The following is a 23,069-nucleotide window of genomic DNA, read 5'->3' as shown; positions in this document are numbered from 1 at the left end:
TCGCGAGCAAGCCCGCTCCCATACTGGATCGAGTGCCCTTCCAATAACAAGAATTCCGGGAGCCCGCCATGTCGGTCGAACCACAACAATTGCTACGCGAACTGTTCGCTACAGCCATCGACGCGGCGCATCCGCAACATGTCCTCGAAGCTCATCTGCCCAAGGACCGCAGTGGTCGCGTGATCGTCATCGGTGCCGGCAAGGCCGCGGCCGCCATGGCCCAGGTGGTCGAGCGCTGCTGGCAGGGCGAAGTCACAGGGCTGGTAGTCACCCGCTACGGTCACGGCGCTTGCTGCGAAAAAATCGAAGTGGTCGAAGCCGCGCATCCGGTTCCCGATGCCGCCGGCCTGGCGGTAGCCAAGCGCGTGCTGGCGCTGGTCAGTGACCTCAGCGAAGACGACCGGGTGATCTTCCTGTTGTCCGGTGGTGGTTCGGCGTTGCTGGCCCTCCCTGCTGCCGGCATTACCCTGGCCGACAAGCAAGCGATCAACAAAGCCCTGCTCAAATCCGGCGCGACCATTGGCGAGATGAACTGCGTGCGCAAGCACCTCTCGGCGATCAAGGGCGGCCGCCTGGGCAAAGCCTGCTGGCCGGCAACCGTTTACACCTACGCGATTTCCGACGTGCCGGGCGACCTTGCCACGGTCATCGCCTCCGGCCCTACGGTGGCCGATCCGAGCACCTCGGACGAAGCCCTGGCGATCCTCAAACGCTACAACATTGAAGTGCCAGTCTCGGTGCGCAACTGGTTGCAAAGCCCGGAATCGGAAACCGTCAAGCCCGGCGACCCGAGCCTGGCGCGCAGCCATTTCCAGCTGATCGCACGCCCCCAGCAATCCCTCGAAGCCGCTGCGGTGAAGTGCCGCCAGGCCGGCTTCAGCCCGTTGATCCTCGGTGACCTGGAAGGCGAATCGCGCGAAGTGGCGAAAGTCCACGCCGGCATCGCCCGACAGATCGTCCTGCACGGTCAACCATTGGCCGCCCCCTGCGTGATTCTCTCCGGTGGTGAAACCACCGTCACCGTACGCGGCAACGGCCGTGGCGGGCGTAACGCCGAGTTCCTGCTGAGCCTGACCGACAGCCTCAAAGGCTTGCCCGGCGTCTACGCCCTGGCCGGTGACACCGATGGCATCGACGGCTCCGAAGACAACGCCGGCGCGATCATGACCCCGGACAGCTACGCCCGCGCCGAATCCCTCGGTTTGAGCGCCAGCGACGAGCTCGACAACAACAACGGCTATGGCTACTTCGAGGCGCTGGACGCACTGATCGTCACCGAGCCGACCCGCACCAACGTCAACGACTTCCGTGCCATCCTGATTCTCGAGAACCCTAAACATGACGCCTGATAAAAAGGTCAAAATCCTCGCCACCCTCGGCCCCGCCACATTAGGCATCGACGATATCCGCGAGCTGGTCGAGGCCGGGGTCAATATTTTTCGCCTGAACTTCAGCCATGGCGATCACGCCGATCACGCCCAGCGCTATCAGTGGATTCGTGAAGTCGAGCGCCAGCTCAATTATCCGCTGGGCATTCTGATGGACCTGCAGGGCCCGAAACTGCGGGTCGGCAAGTTCGCCGAAGGCAAGGTCCAACTGGTGCGCGGCCAGGCCCTGCGCCTGGACCTCGATGCCACGCCGGGGGATGAGCGCAGGGTGAACCTGCCGCACCCGGAAATCATCGCCGCGCTGGAGCCGGGCATGGACCTGCTTCTGGACGACGGCAAACTACGCCTGCGGGTCGTGAGCAAATACGCCGACGCGATCGACACCACCGTTCTCAACGGCGGCGAACTGTCGGACCGCAAAGGCGTGAACGTGCCGCAAGCGGTGCTCGACCTCAGCCCGCTGACGGCCAAGGATCGTCGCGACCTGAGCTTCGGTCTGGAACTCGGTGTGGACTGGGTGGCGCTGTCCTTTGTGCAGCGCCCGGAGGATATCCGCGAAGCCCGTGCGCTGATCGGCGACAAAGCGTTTTTGATGGCCAAGATCGAAAAACCGTCGGCGGTCAACCAACTGCGGGAAATCGCCGAACTGAGCGATGCGATCATGGTCGCCCGGGGTGACCTGGGCGTGGAAGTGCCGGCCGAAAGCGTGCCGCAGATCCAGAAGAACATCATCAGCACTTGCCGCCAACTCGGTAAACCGGTGGTGGTGGCGACGCAGATGCTGGAGTCGATGCGGTTCTCGCCGGCCCCCACCCGTGCCGAAGTGACCGATGTCGCCAATGCCGTGGCCGAAGGCGCCGATGCGGTCATGCTGTCGGCGGAAACCGCGTCCGGTGAATACCCGCTCGAGGCCGTGCAGATGATGAGCAAGATCATCCGCCAGGTGGAGAACGGCCCGGACTATCAGACCCAACTGGATGTCAGCCGACCGAAAGCCGAGGCGACCCTTTCCGATGCCATCAGCTGTGCGATTCGCCGCATCAGTAACGTGCTGCCGGTAGCGGTGCTGGTCAACTACAGCGAGTCCGGCGCTTCGAGCCTGCGCGCGGCACGGGAACGGCCGACGGTGCCGATCCTCAACCTGACACCCAACCAGCAGACCGCTCGCCGCCTGACCGTGGCCTGGGGCGTGCACTCGGTGGTCAATGATCGGCTGCGCCAGGTGGATGAAGTGTGTTCGACGGCCCTGGAGATTGCCCAGGCCCAGGGCATGGCGCAGCGTGGCGATACATTATTGATTACCGCCGGTGTGCCGTTTGGACAGCCGGGGTCGACTAACTCATTGCGCATCGAGACGTTGATCTAGAGCGCCCATACCGGCCTCATCGCCAGCAGGCTGGCTGCCACATTGGTTTTGTGTCGATCACACAATCAAGACTGAACAAAGATTCAGTGTGGGAGCCAGCCTGCTGGCGATGCAGCAAACCCGGTTTCACTGACTTTCAGACTTGCCATGCCTGCCAATCACTTCAACACCCACTGTCCCGACTGGGCCACGGCCCTGCTCAACGGCTTTAGCCAGATCTTCCTGCAGCGCCACCCACTGTTTGGTTTGCTGTGCCTTTTGGCAGTACTTTTCACGGCGCCAGCCCTGCTTGGCGGCGCATTGCTCGGTGGCGTCGCCGGGCTGCTCACCGCACAGCGTCGCGGCTATGAAAAGGCTGACCGCCAGGCCGGCCTGTTCAGCTATAACGGCGTATTGCTCGGCCTGCTGCTGAGCCTGTACTTCCCCTGGTCGGCCATGCTGCCGCTGATGATCATCGCCTGCGGCGGCTTGAGCGCGATGCTCACCCAACAGTGGCTCAAGCGCTCCCGGATCAGCCGATACCTGCCCGCCTACACCGCGCCCTTCGTGGGCCTGGGCTGGTTACTGCTGGGTTTCGCCACGCCGTCGACCCAGGCGCATCTGATCGAAGTCACCGCACTGAACATGCTCGCCGCACCACTCAAAGGCCTCGGCCAGGTGATGTTCCTCGGTCATCCGCTGGCCGGAGCGTTGATTGCCGCCGGCTTGCTGATCGCTGACCGTCGCGCATTCTGCTGGGCGTTGTTGGCATCTGTCGCGGGCATGGGCTGGAGCCTGCTGCACCACGACTTCTACACCGCCCTGCTCGGCCTTGGTGGTTATAACGCGGTGCTCGCTGCCCTCGCCTTCAGCGCGCAGCGCCAGCAGCCGTGGCTACCACTGATCGGCATTGCAGCGGCGCTGCTGCTGACGCCAATGTTTGCCGCTATTGGCCTGCCCACGCTGACCGCGCCGTTCATCCTCGCCTGCTGGCTGCTGCGTACGGTTGTTCAAGTGCTCGGCAAAGCCACGGATGCCAGTGCACCTTGCACTCCCGGGGAGAATCAACCTAGGCTGCGTTGATTCCCGGTTCAGGCGTTCTCCATGGACAGCAGCAAAAACTGGCGTGAAGACCTTTACGTCATGATTTTCCAGAGCGACACCAAGGCTGGTCGGCGCTTCGACGGCATTTTGCTGTTGATCATCCTCGCCAGCCTGGTGATCGTGATGCTCGACAGCATCGACAGCATTCACCGTGACTACGCCGATGTGCTGGCGTACATCGAGTGGGGCTTCACCGTTATCTTCCTGGGCGAGTACATCCTGCGCCTGTACTGCTCGCCCAAGCCCCTGCGCTACGCCTTCAGCTTTTACGGCCTGGTGGATTTGCTGGCGATCGTGCCCGGGATACTTGCGCTGTATTACGCCGATGCGCAGTACCTGTTGATCATCCGGATCATCCGCATGCTGCGGATTTTCCGCGTGCTCAAGCTGAGCCCCTACCTGAAACAAGCCAACTACCTGATGTCGGCGCTGCGCGGCAGCAAGCAGAAGATCGTGGTGTTTCTGGTCAGCGTCTGCACTCTGGTGACGGTGTTCGGCACCTTGATGTACGTGATCGAAGGCCCGGAACATGGCTTCACCAGTATTCCCAAAGGCATCTACTGGGCTATCGTTACGCTGACCACCGTGGGCTTCGGCGACATAGTGCCAAAGACGCCTCTGGGCCAGGTGATTTCGTCACTGGTGATGATCACCGGTTACTCGATCATCGCCGTGCCAACAGGGATTTTCACCGCAGAGCTGGCCAACGCCATGCGCGGCGAACAACTGCAACACGACTGCCCGGTGTGCCGCAAAAACAGCCACGAACACGGCGCAGCGTTCTGTTCACGTTGTGGTAATGCGCTGTTCAAGAAAATGGAATAAGCAAAGTACTTTTTAATCTTTAAAGGACTATGAAAGCACGGCTATAGTCGCTGGCAAAACGCAATCACCCCTATTTCAACAACACCCCTGTAGAACAAGGAATGCGCAGTGAAAAAACTCTTTGGCGCCTCACTTCTCGCCGCTGGCCTGGCCTTGGGCAATATGGCCCACGCCGCACCGACCCTGCTCAACGTTTCCTACGACGTGATGCGAGATTTCTACAAGGACTACAACACTGCGTTCCAGAAGCACTGGCAAGCTGAACACAACGAAAACATCACCCTGCAGATGTCCTTCGGCGGCTCCAGCAAACAGGCGCGCTCGGTGATCGACGGCCTGCCGGCTGACGTCATCACCATGAACATGGCCACCGACATCAACGCCCTGGCGGACAACGGCAAGCTGGTCCCGGACAACTGGGTGACCCGCCTGCCGAACAACAGCGCGCCATTCACCTCGGCCACGGTGTTCATCGTCCGCAAAGGCAACCCGAAAGCCCTCAAAGACTGGCCAGACCTGCTCAAGGATGGCGTACAGGTCATCGTTCCGAACCCGAAAACCTCCGGCAACGGCCGCTATACCTACCTCTCGGCTTGGGGTTACGTGCTGAAAAACGGCGGTGACGAGAACAAGGCAAAAGAGTTTGTCGGCAAACTGTTCAAGCAAGCACCAGTGCTCGATACCGGTGGCCGTGCAGCCACCACCACCTTCATGACCAACCAGATCGGCGACGTGCTGGTGACCTTCGAAAACGAAGCCGAGATGATTGCCCGCGAGTTCGGTCGCGAGCAGTTCGAAGTCATCTACCCAAGCGTCTCCGCCGAAGCCGAGCCACCGGTGTCGGTGGTCGACAAAACCGTCGACAAGAAAGGTACCCGTGCCGCCGCCGAGGAATACCTGAAGTACCTGTGGTCGCCTGAAGGTCAGGAAATCGCGGCCGCCAACTACCTGCGTCCCCGCGACCCGGCCGTGTTGGCCAAGTACACCGATCGTTTCCCGAAAGTCGACTTCCTCTCGGTGGAAAAAACCTTCGGCGACTGGCGTACCGTGCAGAAGACCCACTTCAATGATGGTGGCGTTTTCGACCAGATTTACACCGGCCAGTAAACGCTGAGTGGCAATGCCAAAGGCGACCTGCGAAGGTCGCCTTTTTTATGGGCTCTGCGATTTGTTACGCAAGCTACGCAGGCTGTGCATCCAGGCAGTCGTGGTTCAGGCCACCCATGCCGCAAGGGAATAATCACTATCACTGCAATTACTCTTCCGCCCTCTGCGTCTGCCGCTTAACCTGCGCACATTCCAATGTTCAGCGAGACACGTCATGACCCCTGCGACCCAGGCGCCCCACAGTGCCGCAACGATGACCCGAGGCATGGTGCTGCTGTTCGCCTTTTGCTGCGGCGCGATCGTCGCCAACATCTACTACGCCCAGCCGATAATCGGTCTTATCGCGCCCGACATCGGCCTGACCAACAGCATGGCCAGCCTGATCGTTTCGCTGACCCAGATCGGTTATGCACTGGGTCTGTTCTTTCTCGTGCCCCTGGGTGACCTGCTGGAGAATCGCCGGCTGATGATCACCACCACGCTGGTGGCAATTGCCAGCCTGCTGGGCGCGGCGTTCACCGATCAGCCCAATGTGTTTTTGCTGATCTCGCTGCTGGTGGGCTTCAGTTCGGTGTCGGTGCAGATCCTGATCCCGCTGGCCGCTCACCTCGCCCCGGAAGAATCTCGCGGCCGGGTAGTCGGCGGGATCATGGGCGGCTTGTTGCTGGGGATTCTGCTGGCGCGGCCGGTATCCAGCGTGGTGGCCGATCATTTCGGCTGGCGCGCGATGTTTGTTATCGCCGCGCTGTTGATGGCAGCGATCAGCATTGTGTTGGCGGTCACGATCCCCAAGCGCCAGCCTGATCACAGTGCGTCTTACGGTCATCTGCTGGGCTCGCTGTGGACACTGTTGCGCAAGCAACCGGTGCTGCGCCAGCGTGCGTTCTACCAAGGCTGCATGTTCGCTACCTTCAGCCTGTTCTGGACCGCCGTGCCGCTGGAACTGACACGTAATCACGGCTTGTCGCAAAGCCAGATTGCGATCTTCGCCCTGGTCGGTGCCATCGGCGCCATCGCCGCGCCCATCGCCGGGCGCCTGGCAGATGCCGGGCATACCCGCATCGCGTCCTTGCTGGCCCTGTTGTTCGCCAGCCTGAGCTTCCTGCCCGCATTCATCCATCCGGTCTACAGCGTCATCGGTCTGGCCGTGACGGGCGTGGTGCTCGATTTCTGCGTGCAGATGAACATGGTCCTCGGTCAACGCGCGGTTTACGCTCTCGACGCCAAAAGTCGCAGCCGTCTGAATGCGCTGTACATGACCAGCATCTTCATCGGTGGCGCGTTTGGCTCTTCGGTGGCCAGCCCGGTATACGAACACGGTGGCTGGTTGTGGATCGTGATTGTCGGCAGCGCATTTCCACTGTTGGCGTTGTTGCGGTTCTTGAGCGTTTCGCAAAAGGGTTCGTTGGCGACGGCGTAAGCATTAAAGGCTTGCCCACGAAGGCCACGTACGAGTACGACTCAGTTTCGAACCAGCTTCTCCATCGCCGCATCCGCCAGGAAGGAGGGGCTGCGCCAGCTCCTACAGGGCCATATGCACGATTAACGCAGGAACTGGCGCAGCCTGCGATCTTTTTACAGCTCACACCCATCAAACCCGACACTGACATTGCCCGGTAATTCATCGCGATGCTCAATCAACCACGCATCCAACGTATGCCCGACATGGGTCAACACCGCTGACGTTGGCTGCAGTTCGTCAATGCACTGCAAGGCCAGGTTAAGGTCGTTGTGATTGCGCGGCGCCTGAGGTTGCGGTGGTATGGAGCAGTCCAGCACCAGCACATCCAGCGGTTCACGCAGCAGCCAGTTCAAGGTGTCCGGCGGCAGGCCCACGGTGTCAGTCAAATAGGCGATCCGTCGCCCCTCGCCTTCCAACAAGTACCCCAGGGTCGGTTTGGAATGCAGCAACGGCAACGCTGTAACACCCAACGTGCCGAAAACACGTGTTTCAAAGGCCTCGAACGGCTGACTGAAATCGAGAATGCCGGGGTGTTTGTAGAGGTCGGCCAGGCCTTCCGGGTCCACCGGGCCGTGGACCGGGATCACCAGGCCCTGACCCCAGCGCAGATGCAACAAGCCCTGTGCGTGATCGGCGTGGTAGTGGGTCTGCAATATGCCGTTGAAGCTGCGCGGCGCAAAACGCTCGCACAGGTCTGGCAGGCCGCTGTCGATCAACCAGCGCTGATCGCCACACTCGATCAGCGCACAGCAGGGTCGACGTTGCTGACGCGGATCCTTACGCGCCCGGTCGCAAGCCACGCACTCGCAGCCGTAGACCGGAACTTGCCGGGCATCACCAGTACCGAGCAACGTCAAGCGCATATGGAGGGTTCGTCGATGCAGCCGAGCAAGCGTTCCACCGTATTTTCCAGTGCCCCGGAGTTATCGAGGACATGCACCATCGGGTCGTCGTCGGCCAGTACGCTTTGGTTGAATCGGGTGTTGCGCGCCAACCGTGCGTCTATTTCCACCACGGACTCCCGTCCTCGTGCCAGCAAGCGCTCGCGCAACACCGCTTGATCCACGGTCAGCAGCACCACAAGCATGTGCGGGTAGCGCTCACGGGCATTGTGCAAATGCCCGCGCGAGCCATTGACCAGCACATCTTGTCCGGCCTTCAGCCAATCGTCGATTTCCCGCGGGATGCCGTAGGACAAACCGTTGGCGTGCCAGCTCAGGGCAAACGCGCCCTGAGCCTCCATCTCGGCGAACTGCTGCGGGCTGACACCCAAGGCCGCCTCGCCCACCGCCTCCGCCGAACGGGTGATGACCCGCCGCACGATGCGGCAGCCTCTTTCGGCCAACCGGCCTCGCGCCGCGTCCAACAGGCTGTCCTTGCCCGACCCGGAAGGTCCGATGAGATAGATCAACCTGCCCGACATCAGTACACCCTCTTCGCTTGCCGCCATACTTGTTGAACCGCCGTCAGACCGTCGTGACTGCGTGCTTGCACCAGATCGGCCCGCAGGCCCGCTGCAATTTCGCCACGATCATGCAAACCCGCAGCGCGGGCCGGGTTCAGGCTGACCATGCGCACTGCTTCGGCCAGGCCGATGCGATTGTTCTGCGCTGCCAGCGCGAACGTCGATTGCAACAGGCTCGCCGGGTAGTAATCGCTGGACAGGATATCCAGCAAGCCTTCGGCCGCCAGTTCCGCGGCGGCCACGTTACCCGAGTGCGATCCGCCGCGCACGATGTTCGGTGCGCCCATCAATACTTTCATGTCCCGTTCCCGGCATCCGCGCGCCGCCTCGACCGTGGTCGGGAACTCGGCGATGGTCATGCCGTAGCGCGCCGACTCCTCGACGTGGGCCAGGGTCGCGTCATCATGACTGGCCACCGACAGGCCAAGGGCCAGACAGTGTTCGACAATCGCCGCACGATACCTGTCGCTGTACTGCCGCGAGTTGGCCATTTGCAGGGTGATGAAGTCATCCATCTGCGTCGTGGTCAGGTGGTACTTGCCCATGTAGTACTCACGGTACTTGGATTGCAGCACAAACTGGCGCTGGCCCGGCGAGTGGTCCATCACTGACACCAGTTGCACCAGCGGGTTTTCCACAAGATCGCGGAACACACTCAAGGTGTCCGGGTGGCACAGCTCGCAGCGCAAGTGCAAACGGTGTTCGGCGCGGGTAAGGCCGGCATCGGACGCTTTGGTGATTGCCTCCAGCATCGCCGGCAATTTCTGCATGCGATTGCCCTTCGGGTTTACGTCGCCGATGGACACCGCATCGAACACCGTGGTGATGCCCGCCGCGATGATCTGTGCATCGTGGCTGAGCACCGCCGGTACCGACGGCCAGTCCACACCGGGGCGCGGGGTCATGTGACGCTCCAGGTTGTCGGTGTGCAACTCCACCAGACCCGGCAGCAGGTAATCACCATGCAGATTTTGCGCCTGAGGCAAGCGGCTCGGACCTTCGCAGACTTCAGCGATCAAGCCGTCGCGCAGCACCACGGTGCCGTAGAACACACGGTCAGCGGTGACCAGTTGGGCATTGCTGAGGATCTGTTCAACGGGCATCGGCGTATTCCTCTTGGCTGACTGCGGCTGGGGTCATGTCGAGATGGCGGTCGGCGACCGCTTCACGGGCGATGCGGTCGTGGAAGATGCCGATCAGTGCAGCCCCTGCCGCTTTTGCTTCATTCATCAGTTCCAGCACCACCTGGCGATTGTTGTCGTCGAGTGATGCTGTCGGCTCGTCGAGCAACATCACCGGCCACGCCACCATGAAACCCCGGGCAATGTTGACCCGTTGCTGCTCGCCCCCGGAGAACGTGCCGGGCGCCAGTTGCCAAAGACGTTGCGGAATGTTCAGACGGCTGAGTAGCGATTCGGCACGCGCTTGCGCCTGCTCTTTCGCCCAGCCCCGGGCCAGCGCCGGCTCCATGACCACGTCCAGGCAGGCCACGCGGGGGATCACCCGCAGGAACTGGCTGACATAACCCAACGTGCGCTGACGCACTTGCAGGATGTCCCGGGGTTCGGCGCCCACCAGCTCCAGCCATTGGCCATCGTGCTGCACGCGAATGCTGCCGCCTGCGGGCAGATAGTTGCCGTACAAGGTGCGCAGCAAGGTGCTTTTACCCGCACCGGACTGACCGTGCAGCACCAGGCATTCACCGGCCGCCACACTGAAATCGATCCCGCGCAACACATTGAGGACCACGCCGTGCTGCTGATGCAGGGTGAAAGTTTTCGAGAGGTCACGGACCTCGATCAAGGTATTCATCGCTCGGTTTCCACTATTGAACGGGGCTTCACGGCTGCAACACCGACGACACCAGCAGTTGCGAATAAGGGTGCTGCGGATCGTCGAGGATCTGATCGGTCAGCCCGGTTTCCACCACCCGCGAGCGGCGCATCACCATCAAACGGTCAGCCAGCAGACGCGCAACAGCGAGATCGTGGGTGACAATTACCACCGCCAGATCCAGTTCACGCACCAGTCCGCGCAACAAATCGAGCAAGCGCGCCTGCACCGAGACATCGAGGCCACCGGTTGGCTCGTCCATGAACACCAACCGTGGACTCGACACCAGATTGCGGGCGATTTGCAGGCGCTGCTGCATGCCGCCGGAGAAGGTCCGGGGCAGGTCATCGATGCGCTGCGGATCGATTTCCACCTGACTCAACCAGTCGAGGCCGGCCCCGCGCAGCTGCTGATAATTGCGCACACCCTGGGCCATCAGGCGCTCACCGATGTTGGCGCCAGCGGACACGCCCATGCGCAAACCATCACGCGGGCTCTGTTCGACGAACCCCCATTCGGTGCGCAGCAAGGTGCGACGTTCGGCTTCGCTGGCGCTGTACAGGTCCAGCCATTGGTCCTGTTTGTCGCGGTAACCGATGCTGCCGCGCTGCGGCGGCAGGCGGCCGCTGAGCAGCGAGAGCAAGGTGGATTTGCCCGAGCCGGATTCGCCGACAATTCCCAATACTTCACCGGGGTACAGGTCGAAACTGACGTCTTGGCAGCCCTTTTCCGGCCCGTACAACAGCGACAGATCACGCACTCGCAGCAGCGGTTCAGTGGACACGGACAGATCGTTTTTCAGCGCCTGGTTCATTGGCCCTGCTCCTGCTGGCTGACGCGCTGGGCGCAGTAATAAGTGTCGGAACAGACGAAGCTCTGGGTGCCGGCGTCGTCGAGAATCAGCTCGTCGAGGAACGATTCACGGCTGCCACAAATCGCGCAGCACGCTTCCCACTTCTGCGCTTCGAAGGGATGATCCTCGAAGTCGAGGCTGGTGACCTTGGTGTAAGGCGGCACCGCGTACAGACGCTTCTCGCGGCCAGCGCCGAACAACATCAGCGCCGGGCTCATGTCGAGCTTCGGGTTGTCGAATTTGGGGATCGGCGACGGGTCCATCACGTAGCGCTCGTCGACCATCACCGGGTAGGCGTACGCCGTGGCGATATGGCCGAAGGTCGCGATGTCTTCGTAAAGCTTGACGTGCATGACCCCGTAATCGTTGAGGGCGTGCATGGTCCGGGTCTCGGTTTCCGACGGTTCGATGAAGCGCAGCGGCTCCGGAATCGGCACCTGGTAAACCATGATCTGATCGGCGTGCAGCGGGGTTTCCGGGATGCGGTGACGGGTCTGGATCACCGTCGCGTCAGGCGTGCTTTCGGTGGTTTCGACGCCTGCGGTGCGGGCGAAGAAGCGGCGGATCGACACGGCGTTGGTGGTGTCGTCGGCGCCCTGATCGATGACCTTGAGCACGTCTTCGTCACCGAGAATCGCGGCGGTCAACTGCATGCCACCGGTGCCCCAACCGTAAGGCAGCGGCATCTCGCGACCACCGAACGGCACCTGATAACCGGGGATCGCCACGGCCTTGAGCAAGGCGCGGCGGATCATGCGTTTGGTCTGTTCATCGAGGTAGGCGAAGTTGTACGCCGCATCGCGCACGGGTGCCTGGCTCACGTCATTCATGGTTTTGGCCCTCGGCAGGCTTGCGCAGTTTGCGGATCAGTTCCAGTTCGGCCTGGAAGTCGACGTAGTGAGGCAGCTTGAGGTGCGAGACGAAGCCGGCGGCCTCGACGTTGTCGCAGTGCATCAGCACGAATTCTTCCTGCTGCGCCGGGGAAACAACTTCTTCGTTGTATTCGTCGGCGCGCAACGCACGGTCCACCAGCGCCATGCCCATGGCCTTGCGCTCGGCGTGTCCGAAGGCCAGGCCGTAGCCGCGAGTGAACTGCGCCAGCTCCGTGGCCGAGCCGACGAACTGGTTGACCATCTCGCACTCGGTGACTTCGATGCTGCCCAGGTTGATCGCAAAACCCAGCTCTTCAGGGTCGATCCAGACCTCGACTTCGCCGATGCGGATTTCACCCGCGAAGGGGTGGTTGCGGCCATAACCGCGTTGGGTCGAATAGCCCAGCGCCAACAGGAAACCTTCGTCGCCACGGGCCAGGGCTTGCAGGCGTTGAGCGCGACTGGCGGGCAACTCCAGCGGGTCGCGGGTGATGTCGGCCACGCTTTCGCCGCTGTCGGATTCGGTCTTGATCAGGCCTTCCTGCGCCAGCAAACCGAGGACTCGCGGGCACGCTTCGAGGCTGGCATTCGGCGTGGTTTGCGGCCCCGGATATTCGCCTTCGGCCAGCAAGGCAAAGTCCAGCAGACGGTGGGTGTAATCGAAGGTCGGCCCCAGCAGTTGCCCGCCCGGCACGTCCTTGAAGGTCGCGGACAAGCGTCGGCTGAGCTGCATGCTCTGGGTATCGATCGGCAGGCTCGGGTTGAAGCGCGGCAACGTGGTGCGGTAGGCGCGCAGCAGGAAGATTGCTTCCACCAGATCCCCCGCCGCTTGCTTGATCGCCAGCGCGGCGAGTTCTTCGTCGTACAGCGAGCCTTCGCTCATCACCCGCGCCACTGCCAGCGGCAGTTGCTGACGGATCTGCTCGACACTCAACTCAGTGACTGCGGTATCGCCCCGACGTTTTTTTGCCAGCAGGCGGTGGGCATTGTCGATGGCCTGTTCGCCACCCTTGACGGCTACGTACATCAGGCACGCTCCTCTGCGATGCGGGTACTGCGCGGCAAACCGATCAGGTCGTGGCCGGCAGTGAAAAACAGGTCGAGGCCACGGGGAAATTCGTTGCGACGTTCACGTTCGCGCCACAAGCCATCGGCTACCGGCAGCGCCACGTCGTGTTCGCTTTCAATCCCCGGTCCACGCCACTTCAGCCCTGCCCCGCCATCGAGACTGGGCAGCTGAATGAACAAAGTGCAGGACTGGTCGGGATAACGATCATTGCCGGTGTCGAAACCGCTCAGGTCGAGCAGATCCTCGGTGGCAAGCAAGGCGAATCGCGCGTCTTCACGCTGGGTCGTCAGCGGGCAACCACAGTGGAACGCCAGGTTGGCGCGGATCAGCGGTGTGTCGAAGGACGGCGCCAGCCACAGCGGTGTGTCGACATCGAACATTGCCAGGCACAGTGCATATGTCGCGGGTGCCAGGCCTTCAAGGGTCGGCGTGGGGTGCAACGTCTGGATCAGACCGGGACCGGCCAAGGCCTTGAGTGCAGCGCGAAATCCGCGCTGGGCATCCAGCACCGGGTCGCTGAAGGCCGGTTGCAACAGCTGTGCGCTCATCAGTTTTCTCCTCGCACGAGGGTGAAAAATTCGACTTTGGTGGCGGCGGTTTCCGCCTCTTTTTGTGCCCGGCGCTCAGCTTGAGCGCCAGCCAGAGGCGTGATCATGTCCGCCAGCCAATGGCGTTGTTGCACGCCCTGCAAATGCGCGTCGGCCAGGGCGGCCAGTTCGGCGTGAACCTTGTCGCGCCCCGCCAGATAGCTGTAGCCGGTGCGGCCATCGGCCAGGCGCACCACGCAGCGGGTCACGCTCATTTCGCCGACGTTGAACGGCGCGCCATTGCCGCCCATGCGGCCACGGACCAGGGTCATGCCGATTTCCGGGGCGCGGATCAGTTGGTACTCAACGTCGCGCAGCGCATCCTCAAAGGGCTGCAATTCACTGCGACGGGCGCGGGCCAGTACGCCGATCCAGTGCTGCCGTTCGGCGTGAGGAACAGGGTTTTGCATGGCATTCTCCATCAGGTGACGACCTGGTACTGGAAGCGATCCGAACGGCTGGTGGACTGGGCCAGCTCCACCGCACGGCCGTCGCGGTCGCGGGAAAGGGTGAAGACACTCAGCGCCGGCAGATGCCGGGGCATCATCAGCAGCGCGGCTTCTTCGCGGTTGGGCAATCGGGCGCCGATCAGGCTCTGGGTACGGGTCAGCGGCAGGTCCCGTTCGCTCAGGTATTTGCGCAAAGAGCCACCGACGTAGTCGGCCAGCAGCGGCGCGTGAGTGGCGCAGTAGCGATGGCGGATCAGGCTGACCGGTTGATTGTCGAGCTTGCGCAAGGTCTGCAATTCGATCATCGGCGCCATCTCGGCGATGCCCAGATATTGGGCTTCTTCGCGGCTGGCAAAGCAGTAACGGCGCTTGAGCAACAATGCTTCGACGCCATGCCCCTGGGCCGACAGCGACTGGCTGTAGGCACTGTCGGCGGTCATCGAATAAATCAGCGGCCGCTCCAGCACTTGGGTACCTTTGCCCTGGCGGCGCAACAGGCTGCCTTCGAACACCAGTTCATCGATGGCACGGCGCAAGGTGTGGCGATTGACGCCGAAGCGCTCGGCCAGCATCACCTCGCCCGGCAGGAAATCCCCGGCGCGGTACTCCGCCAGCTCCCGCCGCAGGATGTCGGCCAATTCGCGGTACACCGGCTCATCTTGTCTAGACAACTGCATGCTTTAAAAAAAGCGCCCGGGGGCACCCCTCCGAAAAAGTCAGATGAACTGCTTGCGCAGGCGTTGCGACAGGATGTCGATCAGGCTGACGATGACGATGATCACCAGCAGCACGGCGCAGGTCTGCGTGAACTGGAAGGCGCGGATGTTCTCCCACAGAATCACGCCTATCCCGCCTGCGCCGACCATTCCCACCACCGTCGCCGAACGCACGTTGGCCTCGAAGCGGTACAACGCGTAGGACACCCACAGCGGCATCACTTGCGGAATCACGCCGTAGATCACCTCTTGCAAGGCACTGGCACCAGTGGCGCGAACGCCTTCGACCGGGCCGGGATCAATCGCTTCGACGGCTTCGGCGAACAGCTTGGCGAGTACGCCGGTGGTGCTGATCCACAGCGCCAATACCCCGGCAAACGGCCCCAGCCCGACGGCCACCACGAACAACATGGCGAAGACCATTTCGTTGATCGAGCGGAACGCATCCATCACCCGGCGCAGCGGTTGGTGGATCCACCACGGTGTGATGTTTTCCGAGCAGAGAATGCCCAGCGGCACCGAGCAGACAATCGCCAGCACCGTGCCCCACAGGGCGATTTGTACGGTGACGAGCATTTCCTTGAGGTACATGCGCCATTCATGGAAATCCGGCGGGAAGAAGTCCCCGGCGAACGTCGCCATGTTTCCCGAGTCGCGGTACAACGCCATCGGATTCATTTCAGCGCCGTGCCAGGCCCAGGCCAGCAGGACCAGAAACAGGCCCCAAGCGGCGTATTGCGGCCAGGTACGCTTTCCAACAGCTTCAGCGTGCAGAGTGGTCATGAGGGTTCTCTAGATTGCGTAATGCAGAACCTGCAGGAGCGAGCCTGCTCGCGATGGTCGTCAACGATGACGCGGGAAACCGGGAGAAACGCGGTGTCCATACGTTCATCGACGGAACGCCGCCCGGAGCAGGCTCGCTCCTACCGGGGTTAGCCGTTGGCTGCGGATTTTTTGTCGGCGGTTTTGTCGAGCAAGGTGATGCGCTCTTGCAGCTTCGCCAGCTCGGCATCGATCTCGGCCAGTTTTTTGGTTTTATCGGCCGCATCAAGCTTGGTGTCCGCAGTGATCGTGGTGCGTTGCTTGAACAACTCGAGCTGACGAATCGGCAGCAACTGGTCGTCGCTGGACTTCAGGAACATGCCCAGTTGCATGCCCTTGAGCACCGCTTTCTCTTCGTCGGTGTCGCCGTAGCTGAAGATGAAATCGCGGATCTTGCTCTTCTCGCTGTCACTCAGCGCTTTGCTCCACACCAACGGGTCGGCAGGGATCAGCGGCGACTTCCAGATCACTTTCAGCAGCGCAGCTTTGTCGGGCTGGGTGACTTCCAGGCGATCCCAGCTTTCGGTGTTGAACGTCGCCACATCCAGTTGCCCCTTGGCCACGCTCAAGGCGTTGACCTCATGGCTGGAATTGAGCGTGCGCTTGAACGCGGTGGCAGCATCGACGTTGTTCTTGGCGAACACGTAGTAGCCCGGCACCAGATAGCCCGAGGTGGAGTTCGGATCACCGTTGCCGAAGGTCAGGTTCTTGGCGTCTTTGAGCATGTCGTCGACCGAGTTGATCGGGCTGTCTTTGCGCGCGATCAACACGCTCCAGTAACCGGCAGCGCCACTGGCTGCAGCGGTCTGGGCGAAGATCTCGCCGTTGGAACGGTCCACGGCTTCGATGGCGGCCTTATTGCCCAGCCACGCCACATCGACCTTGTTGAAACGCATGCCCTGGATCAGGCCGGCATAGTCGGAAGCGAATGTGGCGTTGATCTTCAAGCCGGTTTGCTTCTGCATGTCATCGAGGAATGGCTGCCAGACGCTCTTGAGGTTTTGCGAAGACTCGGTGGACATGATGCCGAAGTTGATGGCTTTTTCTTCAGCCTGGGCGGTGCCCATCAAACAACCGGTGAGCAGTGCTGCACCAGCAAAAACGCGACCGATACGGTTCAACATGGAAAAGTTTCCTGAGGGTGAACGGTTGGGGAATCCGGAGTGATCAAACACGCGCCAGCACCAGCCGGGGTGCAGCTTCGTTGTGACGGGAAGGCTCGGAGCACATGAGGCTGGTGTCGATGTCGGCACCGTACAGATCGTTGAGGAACGCGCCACTGAGCTCAGTACCCGGGCCATCGAAATGAATCCGACCGGCCTTCAGCGCCACGGCGCGCGGGCAATAGCGGGTGGCGTAGTCGACCTGATGCAGGGTCACCACCACGGTCTTGCCGTCGCGGCGATTGATGTCGGCGAGGATTTCCATGACCTTGCGCGCCGATTCCGGATCCAGAGAGGCGATCGGCTCGTCCGCAAGGATGACTTCGGCACGCTGGGTCAGCGCACGGGCAATCGCCACGCGTTGCTGCTGCCCACCTGACAGGGTCGAGGCGCGCTGTGCGGCGAGGTCAGCCAGGCCGACGCGGGCCAGGGACTCCATGGCGAACTGTTTTTCCTCGGCATTGAACAGGCCCAGGTTGCCACGCCAGCGCGGCATGCGGCCCAGGCAACCGAGCAGCACGTTGTCGAGCACGCTCAGGCGATTGACCAGGTTGAACTGCTGGAAGATGTAGCCGATGTCGGCGCGCAAGCGGCGCACCTTGCCATTGAGCCGTCCGCTCGCCTGTACTTCCCGCCCCAGCACTTTGACGCTGCCACCGTTGTTTTTATCGCAACAGGCCAGGCCCGCGAGATGGCGCAACAAGGTGGATTTGCCGGAGCCGGACGCGCCGATCAGCGCGACCATCTCACCGGCCGCGATGCTCAGTTCGAGGTCGACCAGTGCGGTCTTACGCGCAAAGGTCTTGTTCAGATGATCGACATGGATAGCTGCGTTCATGGGCTTCTCTGTCTGGTTGAACAGCCGTCCGTGGCCGTATTTGAGTTCAACAGACTTTAGGCACGTCGCATGTCAGCCCTATGACTTGCACATGTCACTGGGTGAATCATTTGATGAAGGTTTTGTGAAAGGTTGAGCTGGAGGGCTGCCGCGTTTGGTCTTGATTCACCCGCCCCCTCGGGAGGCTGAGTGGAGGTGTTTATCCGGGGATTGGCGCGCAGCGCCGTTCGACGCAGTCGAACTCATTGCATGTAGGTCGAAGCGAAGCCGACCGGAGGGCAATGCCCCCGGATGAATACCGGAGCGAAGGAACGCCGAGCCTCAGCGAGGCGCCGTACGTAAGGGGCGAGCGTTTTTTGCTTACTTTTTTAGGCGCTTGTAAAAAAGTGAGTCGCCGTAAGGGCGAAACCATAAGCCGTCGTTACCGCAGGAATGGATATGTACCCGGTCAACCAAAGTCAGGCCGCCTTCGCGAACAAGCCCATTCCCAAAAAGTTCACACGCCGCCCGAAACACACTCAACGCCCACAAAAAAGGCGACCCGAAGATCGCCTCTCTGCGTTACTGCTCGAACTGCCGTCCCAACCCGCCCGGCACCCCGTGGATATCCGTCTCCTCCCAAGGCCCTTTCGGGCTGATCGAACGGCTCCAGCCATTATCCCAACGGTAGTAAGTCCGCTGGCGATAGAAGGTATTGGGTTGGTCATCAAGCACATAAACCCCCAGCTTCTGATCCCAATGACTGTTCCCGCCCGGCGGCGGCGCGAAGCTGGCCGAGGTACGCGGCATCGGCTTGGCCGGTTTGGCCGGGACGCTCGGTTTGCTCGGGGTGGGCGACGTCGATGGCGTAGGTTTGGGCTGCGACGGCGGCATCGGTGTCGGGGTCGGCTGTTCCGGTGGACGCTGGACCGCACAAGCGCTTAACCCCAAAACAGCGCTGAGCAGGGCAATACGAGCAATGGCGGTCATGGTGGCGTTTCCTGTTATTTATCCGGGCTGTCGATGGTCAGTTGTTGTAGCGCGGTGGTGCTGCTGGCCAGGGGCTGACTGCGACCGATCCACTCGCCTGCCGTTGGTTTGCCGGCACGGGAAATGCGCGCAACCAGTTGGACTTCAGGAAAGTTCGACAGTTTCAATTGCGGCATCATTGCATCGGCATCGCCCAGTTCGACGGTGACCGGCAGGTCTGCCACGGTCAGGCGCTTGACCGCCAGCGGAGCCGGTGGACCGGATACCGCACGGGCGAAAATGAATACGCTGTCGCCGGGCTGGACCTTGGTTTTGAGCTCCGCTGCCAGATCGACGCTGACCTTGAGCAGTGCCGCAGCCTTCGCCACAGGTGCTGTTGCAACCTTGCCGCCACTGGTCACCAGCTTCTCCGTGGCCCGGGTAATGCCGCCTTGCAACGCCTCGCGAGACTTGTCCTCAGGCGCCAGTTGCGCCAGAAGCCGGTTCCAGTAGTCGATGGCATCCTGATAACGCTCGCTTTCAAACGCGGCGATGCCTAGCAGGCCGAGGCTGGTGACTTCTTTCGGATCGGCCTTGAGGGCTTCATCCGTCAGGGCCTGGACTTTGTCCGACCACTTCTTGCCATCGGCGAAATACTGCGCCTGGGCCCATTGGCCTAGCAGTTCCGGCTCGCGACCGGCGAGGCTCACCGTGCGCTCGAACATCTTCGCCGCATCCGCAGGACGATCCTGCGCCATGTAGGTACGAGCGAGGAAATACACGCCTTCTGCGGAATCCGGTTGAGCGGCGACGGTGCGCTCCAGGCGACGGGTCATTTCTTCCATCGTTTGCGGTGCATGGGCGAATTCGCGGGTCAGTTCGACCTTGTCGCTGGCACCGTAATGCAAGTACAAGCCCAGACCGAGAACCGGCACCAGAACTGCCGCCAGCAATGGCAAGGGCTTGCCCAAACGAGACACCCGCGGCGCTTCGACCCCCTCGGTGTCCGCCAGCAACTCCCGGGCTGCCTCGGCGCGCCCGGTATCCATCTGCGCCGCATCAAGCACGCCCTCTTCCTGCTGAGTCTGCAACTCAGCCACGCGCTCCTGATACAAGGCGACGTTCAGGGCGGTACGATCCTCTTCGAGTTGTGCACGACGACTGCGCAGGATCGGGATCAACAGAAAACTCAGGGCAACCAGTAGCAGCAGACCTGCAGCAAGCCAGAAATCAATCATTCTTGGTTTTTATCCAACAGGTGGTCGAGGCGCGAGCGCTCCTCGGCGGAAAGCTCATCCTTGGTGTCAGAGCGTTGCACACGACGGCGGCGCACGATCACCGCGATGATCACCACACCGCCAAGCAGCAGGCCGGCCGGGCCGAACCAGAGCAGCGCGGTCTTGGCGTTCAGGGCTGGTTTGTAGCGCACGAAGTCACCGTAGCGATCGACCATGAAGTCGATGATCTGCTGGTTGTCCTTGCCCTCGCCGAGCATGCGGAAAATTTCCTTGCGCAGGTCGGCGGCGATCGGTGCGTTGGAGTCGGCAATATCCTGGTTCTGACACTTGGGGCAACGCAGCTCCTTGGTCAGCTCGCGAAAGCGCTCGCGATCGCCTTCCTTGGCGAACTCGTAGGTGTCGATGGCTGCATGTGCGACGCCGGCCATGCTCAAGCCCAGAACAGCGGCGGCAATCCAGCGCTTCATGGCTTGGCCTCGTCGACCAGCGCCTGATATTTGGCCGCCAGTTTTTCGCGCCAGACCTGCTCGTCGATCACGCCGACAAACTTGTCACGGATGATGCCCTTGGCGTCGATGAAGAAGGTTTCCGGCGCGCCATACACGCCGAGGTTCAGGCCCAGCGAGCCTTCATCGTCACGAATGTCCAGCACATAGGGGTTGTGGAATTCGCTCAGCCACTTCAAGGCATCGGCATTGACGTCCTTGTAGTTGATGCCGTAGATCACCACGCCCTGCCCGGCCAGCTTGTTCAGCACCGGGTGCTCGACCCGGCAGGAAATGCACCAGGTACCCCAGACATTGACCAACGCCGGTTTGCCGAGGATGTCGGCACGGGTCAGGGTCTTGTCGCCCTGCACCGCCGGCAGGGAAAACTCCGGGAACGGCTTGCCGATCATCGCCGAAGGCAACTCGGCCGGGTTCAGGTACAGCCCACGGTACAGAAATACGGCGACCACCAGAAAAATCGCCAGTGGCAACAACATCAACCAACGTCTCATGCAGTGGCTCCCGACATGCCCAGTGCTTCGCGCACACGGCTTTTCACCTTGACCCGATAACGCCGATCCAGCGCCGCCAGCAATCCGCCCAAACCGGTCAGCAGGCCGCCGAACCAGATCCAGCGCACGAACGGTTTGACGTGAACGCGCACGGCCCAGGCGCCATCGCCAAGGGGTTCGCCGAGGGCAACGTAGATGTCACGGGTAAAACCGGCGTCGATCCCGGCTTCGGTCATCACCGAGTTCTGCACGGTGTAGAGACGCTTCTCCGGGTGCAGCACGCTGACTTCCTTGCCGTTGCGGATGACGCGAACAGTGCCCTTGTCGGAGGTGAAGTTGGGGCCTTCGTAGTGCTTGGCCCCTTCGAACACGAAGTGATAACCGGCCAGGTCCATGGACTCGCCCGGTTCCAGGCGCAGGTCACGCTCGGCGCTGTTCTGGCTCGACAACACGACACCCAGGGCGCATACGGCGATGCCCAGGTGCGCGACCTGCATGCCCCAGTAGCTGCGGGTCAGGGTCGGCAAGCCCTTGATCAGGCCTTTGTGCCGGGTCTTGTCGAAGATGTCACGCACGCCGGCCAGCAACACCCAGGCCGCGAGCATGAAGGTCGCCAGGACCGCCCAGTTGAAATCGCCATACGCAATACCGGCCACAACGGCCAGGGCGGCGCTGCCGAGCAGTACCGGCGTGAGCATGCTCAACAGCCATTTCACCGGCGTGTCTTTCCAGCGCACGATCATACCGACTGCCATCACCACCATCAGCAACGCCATCAACGGAATGAACAGCGCGTTGAAGTACGGCGGGCCGACCGACAGTTTGGCGCCCGTCATGGCATCGAGAATCAGCGGATACAAAGTGCCCAGCAGGATCATCGAAGCCGCTACCACCAGCACCAGGTTATTGCCCAGCAACAGCGTTTCCCGCGACCACAGATTGAAGCCGACCTGGCTCTTGACCACCGGCGCGCGCAGGGCGAACAGGGTCAACGAACCACCGACCACAAACAGCAGGAAAATCAGGATGAACACGCCACGCTCCGGGTCGGAGGCAAAGGCGTGCACCGAAGTCAGTACGCCGGAACGCACGAGAAAGGTGCCCAGCAGGCTCAAGGAGAACGCGGCGATGGCCAGCAGCACCGTCCAGCTCTTGAACACGCCACGTTTCTCCGTGACCGCCAGGGAGTGAATCAGCGCGGTGCCAACCAGCCATGGCATGAACGAGGCGTTTTCCACCGGGTCCCAGAACCACCAGCCGCCCCAGCCGAGTTCATAGTAGGCCCACCACGAACCGAGGGTGATGCCGATACCGAGGAAGGCCCAGGCCACGATGGTCCATGGACGCGACCAGCGTGCCCACGCGGCATCCAGGCGTCCGCCCATCAGCGCCGCAATGGCGAAGGCGAAGGCCACGGAAAACCCGACGTAACCCATGTACAGCATCGGCGGGTGAACGATCAGGCCGATGTCCTGCAACAACGGATTAAGGTCGGCGCCATCGGTGGGCACTTGCGGCAGAATGCGCTTGAACGGGTTGGAGGTCATGATCAGGAACAGCAGGAAACCGGTGCTGATCATGCCCATCACCGCCAGCACGCGGGCCAGCATGACTTGCGGCAACTGCCGGGAGAACACCGATACCGCGAAGGTCCAGCCACCCAGAATCAACGCCCACAACAGCAAGGAACCTTCGTGGGCACCCCACACGGCACTGAACTTGTAGTACCAGGGCAAGGCGCTGTTGGAGTTATTGGCCACATAGGCGACGGAAAAATCATCCACCATGAAGGCATAAGTCAGACAGCCGAAGGCAAACGCCAGAAAGGTGAACTGCCCCCAGGCGGCCGGCTGGGCCAGGCTCATCCACAGGCGGTCACCGCGCCAGGCACCGAGCAACGGCACCACGGCTTGGGCCAGGGCGAAGCACAGGGCCAGGATCATGGCCAGGTGCCCAAGTTCGGGAATAAAGATACCGGACGTCAT

Annotated in this window: 24 protein-coding genes; 6 read left to right on the top strand and 18 right to left on the bottom strand. The window is 61.7% G+C overall.

The features are described 5' to 3' along the window. The first annotated feature begins 68 nt into the window (after window positions 1–68). From ASE98_RS11360 to ASE98_RS11335, 6 genes are all read left to right on the top strand, one after another. Window positions 69–1,349 (top strand): glycerate kinase type-2 family protein, encoded by a 1,281-nt coding sequence (locus ASE98_RS11360; RefSeq protein ID WP_060541463.1) that lies wholly within the window; start codon window positions 69–71, stop codon window positions 1,347–1,349. Further along, a complete protein-coding gene (gene pyk / locus ASE98_RS11355) occupies window positions 1,339–2,754 on the top strand; it encodes a pyruvate kinase (RefSeq protein WP_060541462.1) in 1,416 nt (471 codons plus the stop codon). The genes ASE98_RS11360 and pyk overlap by 11 nt, the downstream gene beginning before the upstream one ends. 147 nt (window positions 2,755–2,901) lie before the next feature. After that, window positions 2,902–3,816 carry an urea transporter gene (locus ASE98_RS11350; protein WP_060541461.1) on the top strand — a complete coding sequence of 305 codons (915 nt, stop codon included), beginning with the start codon at window positions 2,902–2,904 and terminating at the stop codon, window positions 3,814–3,816. Window positions 3,817–3,837: 21 nt separating this feature from the next. Continuing rightward, entirely contained in the window at window positions 3,838–4,662 is an 825-nt protein-coding gene (locus tag ASE98_RS11345; RefSeq protein ID WP_060541460.1) for an ion transporter, read from the top strand. Window positions 4,663–4,770: 108 nt separating this feature from the next. Then, entirely contained in the window at window positions 4,771–5,769 is a 999-nt protein-coding gene (locus tag ASE98_RS11340; RefSeq protein WP_060541459.1) for a sulfate ABC transporter substrate-binding protein, read from the top strand. A gap of 214 nt (window positions 5,770–5,983) precedes the next feature. After that, on the top strand, window positions 5,984–7,189 hold the full coding sequence (locus tag ASE98_RS11335; RefSeq protein WP_060541458.1) for an MFS transporter: 1,206 nt from the start codon (window positions 5,984–5,986) through the stop codon (window positions 7,187–7,189). A gap of 155 nt (window positions 7,190–7,344) precedes the next feature. Here the strand turns inward: ASE98_RS11335 and phnP are convergent, their stop codons facing one another. The 18 genes from phnP to ASE98_RS11245 all read right to left on the bottom strand — a co-directional run bounded on the left by phnP (window position 7,345) and on the right by ASE98_RS11245 (window position 23,069). Then, window positions 7,345–8,094, bottom strand: coding sequence for a phosphonate metabolism protein PhnP (gene phnP / locus ASE98_RS11330; protein WP_060541457.1), 750 nt, complete (start codon window positions 8,092–8,094; stop codon window positions 7,345–7,347). Continuing rightward, complete coding sequence (phnN, locus tag ASE98_RS11325; protein ID WP_060541456.1) at window positions 8,085–8,654, bottom strand: phosphonate metabolism protein/1,5-bisphosphokinase (PRPP-forming) PhnN; 570 nt, start codon at window positions 8,652–8,654, stop codon at window positions 8,085–8,087. The genes phnP and phnN overlap by 10 nt, the downstream gene beginning before the upstream one ends. Further along, the gene (locus ASE98_RS11320; RefSeq protein WP_060541455.1) at window positions 8,654–9,799 is read right to left on the bottom strand and encodes an alpha-D-ribose 1-methylphosphonate 5-triphosphate diphosphatase; all 1,146 of its coding nucleotides are present in this window, start codon (window positions 9,797–9,799) and stop codon (window positions 8,654–8,656) included. The genes phnN and ASE98_RS11320 overlap by 1 nt, the downstream gene beginning before the upstream one ends. Further along, complete coding sequence (gene phnL / locus ASE98_RS11315) at window positions 9,789–10,508, bottom strand: phosphonate C-P lyase system protein PhnL (RefSeq protein ID WP_060541454.1); 720 nt, start codon at window positions 10,506–10,508, stop codon at window positions 9,789–9,791. Before phnL ends, ASE98_RS11320 begins: the two co-directional genes overlap by 11 nt. A 28-nt stretch (window positions 10,509–10,536) precedes the next feature. Further along, window positions 10,537–11,343, bottom strand: a complete 807-nt coding sequence (phnK, locus tag ASE98_RS11310) for a phosphonate C-P lyase system protein PhnK (RefSeq protein WP_060541453.1) — start codon at window positions 11,341–11,343, stop codon at window positions 10,537–10,539. Continuing rightward, a complete protein-coding gene (locus ASE98_RS11305; RefSeq protein ID WP_060541452.1) occupies window positions 11,340–12,212 on the bottom strand; it encodes an alpha-D-ribose 1-methylphosphonate 5-phosphate C-P-lyase PhnJ in 873 nt (290 codons plus the stop codon). The genes phnK and ASE98_RS11305 overlap by 4 nt, the downstream gene beginning before the upstream one ends. Further along, a complete protein-coding gene (locus tag ASE98_RS11300; protein ID WP_060541451.1) occupies window positions 12,205–13,281 on the bottom strand; it encodes a carbon-phosphorus lyase complex subunit PhnI in 1,077 nt (358 codons plus the stop codon). The genes ASE98_RS11305 and ASE98_RS11300 overlap by 8 nt, the downstream gene beginning before the upstream one ends. Next, window positions 13,281–13,871, bottom strand: coding sequence for a phosphonate C-P lyase system protein PhnH (phnH, locus tag ASE98_RS11295; RefSeq protein WP_060541450.1), 591 nt, complete (start codon window positions 13,869–13,871; stop codon window positions 13,281–13,283). Before phnH ends, ASE98_RS11300 begins: the two co-directional genes overlap by 1 nt. Continuing rightward, complete coding sequence (gene phnG / locus ASE98_RS11290) at window positions 13,871–14,320, bottom strand: phosphonate C-P lyase system protein PhnG (RefSeq protein WP_060541449.1); 450 nt, start codon at window positions 14,318–14,320, stop codon at window positions 13,871–13,873. The genes phnH and phnG overlap by 1 nt, the downstream gene beginning before the upstream one ends. 11 nt (window positions 14,321–14,331) lie before the next feature. Then, window positions 14,332–15,036: a phosphonate metabolism transcriptional regulator PhnF gene (gene phnF / locus ASE98_RS11285; RefSeq protein WP_177336964.1), complete on the bottom strand. Its 705-nt coding sequence runs from the start codon at window positions 15,034–15,036 to the stop codon at window positions 14,332–14,334. A 39-nt stretch (window positions 15,037–15,075) separates the two neighbouring features. Next, window positions 15,076–15,858: a phosphonate ABC transporter, permease protein PhnE gene (gene phnE / locus ASE98_RS11280; protein WP_060541447.1), complete on the bottom strand. Its 783-nt coding sequence runs from the start codon at window positions 15,856–15,858 to the stop codon at window positions 15,076–15,078. A 149-nt stretch (window positions 15,859–16,007) separates the two neighbouring features. Beyond that, entirely contained in the window at window positions 16,008–17,021 is a 1,014-nt protein-coding gene (gene phnD, locus ASE98_RS11275; protein ID WP_060541446.1) for a phosphonate ABC transporter substrate-binding protein, read from the bottom strand. A 43-nt stretch (window positions 17,022–17,064) separates the two neighbouring features. Continuing rightward, complete coding sequence (gene phnC / locus ASE98_RS11270) at window positions 17,065–17,898, bottom strand: phosphonate ABC transporter ATP-binding protein (RefSeq protein WP_060541445.1); 834 nt, start codon at window positions 17,896–17,898, stop codon at window positions 17,065–17,067. Between the two features lie 561 nt (window positions 17,899–18,459). Continuing rightward, window positions 18,460–18,867, bottom strand: a complete 408-nt coding sequence (locus ASE98_RS11265) for a hypothetical protein (RefSeq protein ID WP_060541444.1) — start codon at window positions 18,865–18,867, stop codon at window positions 18,460–18,462. 14 nt (window positions 18,868–18,881) lie between these two features. Beyond that, window positions 18,882–20,084 (bottom strand): c-type cytochrome biogenesis protein CcmI, encoded by a 1,203-nt coding sequence (gene ccmI / locus ASE98_RS11260; RefSeq protein WP_060541443.1) that lies wholly within the window; start codon window positions 20,082–20,084, stop codon window positions 18,882–18,884. Beyond that, complete coding sequence (locus ASE98_RS11255; RefSeq protein WP_060541442.1) at window positions 20,081–20,551, bottom strand: cytochrome c-type biogenesis protein; 471 nt, start codon at window positions 20,549–20,551, stop codon at window positions 20,081–20,083. Before ASE98_RS11255 ends, ccmI begins: the two co-directional genes overlap by 4 nt. Continuing rightward, window positions 20,548–21,084, bottom strand: a complete 537-nt coding sequence (locus ASE98_RS11250; protein WP_060541441.1) for a DsbE family thiol:disulfide interchange protein — start codon at window positions 21,082–21,084, stop codon at window positions 20,548–20,550. Before ASE98_RS11250 ends, ASE98_RS11255 begins: the two co-directional genes overlap by 4 nt. Further along, on the bottom strand, window positions 21,081–23,069 hold the full coding sequence (locus tag ASE98_RS11245) for a heme lyase CcmF/NrfE family subunit (RefSeq protein WP_060541440.1): 1,989 nt from the start codon (window positions 23,067–23,069) through the stop codon (window positions 21,081–21,083). Before ASE98_RS11245 ends, ASE98_RS11250 begins: the two co-directional genes overlap by 4 nt.

The sequence above is a fragment of the Pseudomonas sp. Leaf48 genome, assembly GCF_001421885.1.
Taxonomy (GTDB): Bacteria; Pseudomonadota; Gammaproteobacteria; order Pseudomonadales; family Pseudomonadaceae; genus Aquipseudomonas.
The sequence above is the reverse complement of the archived record's forward strand: the minus strand, read 5'-3'. Positions and strand labels throughout refer to the sequence as shown.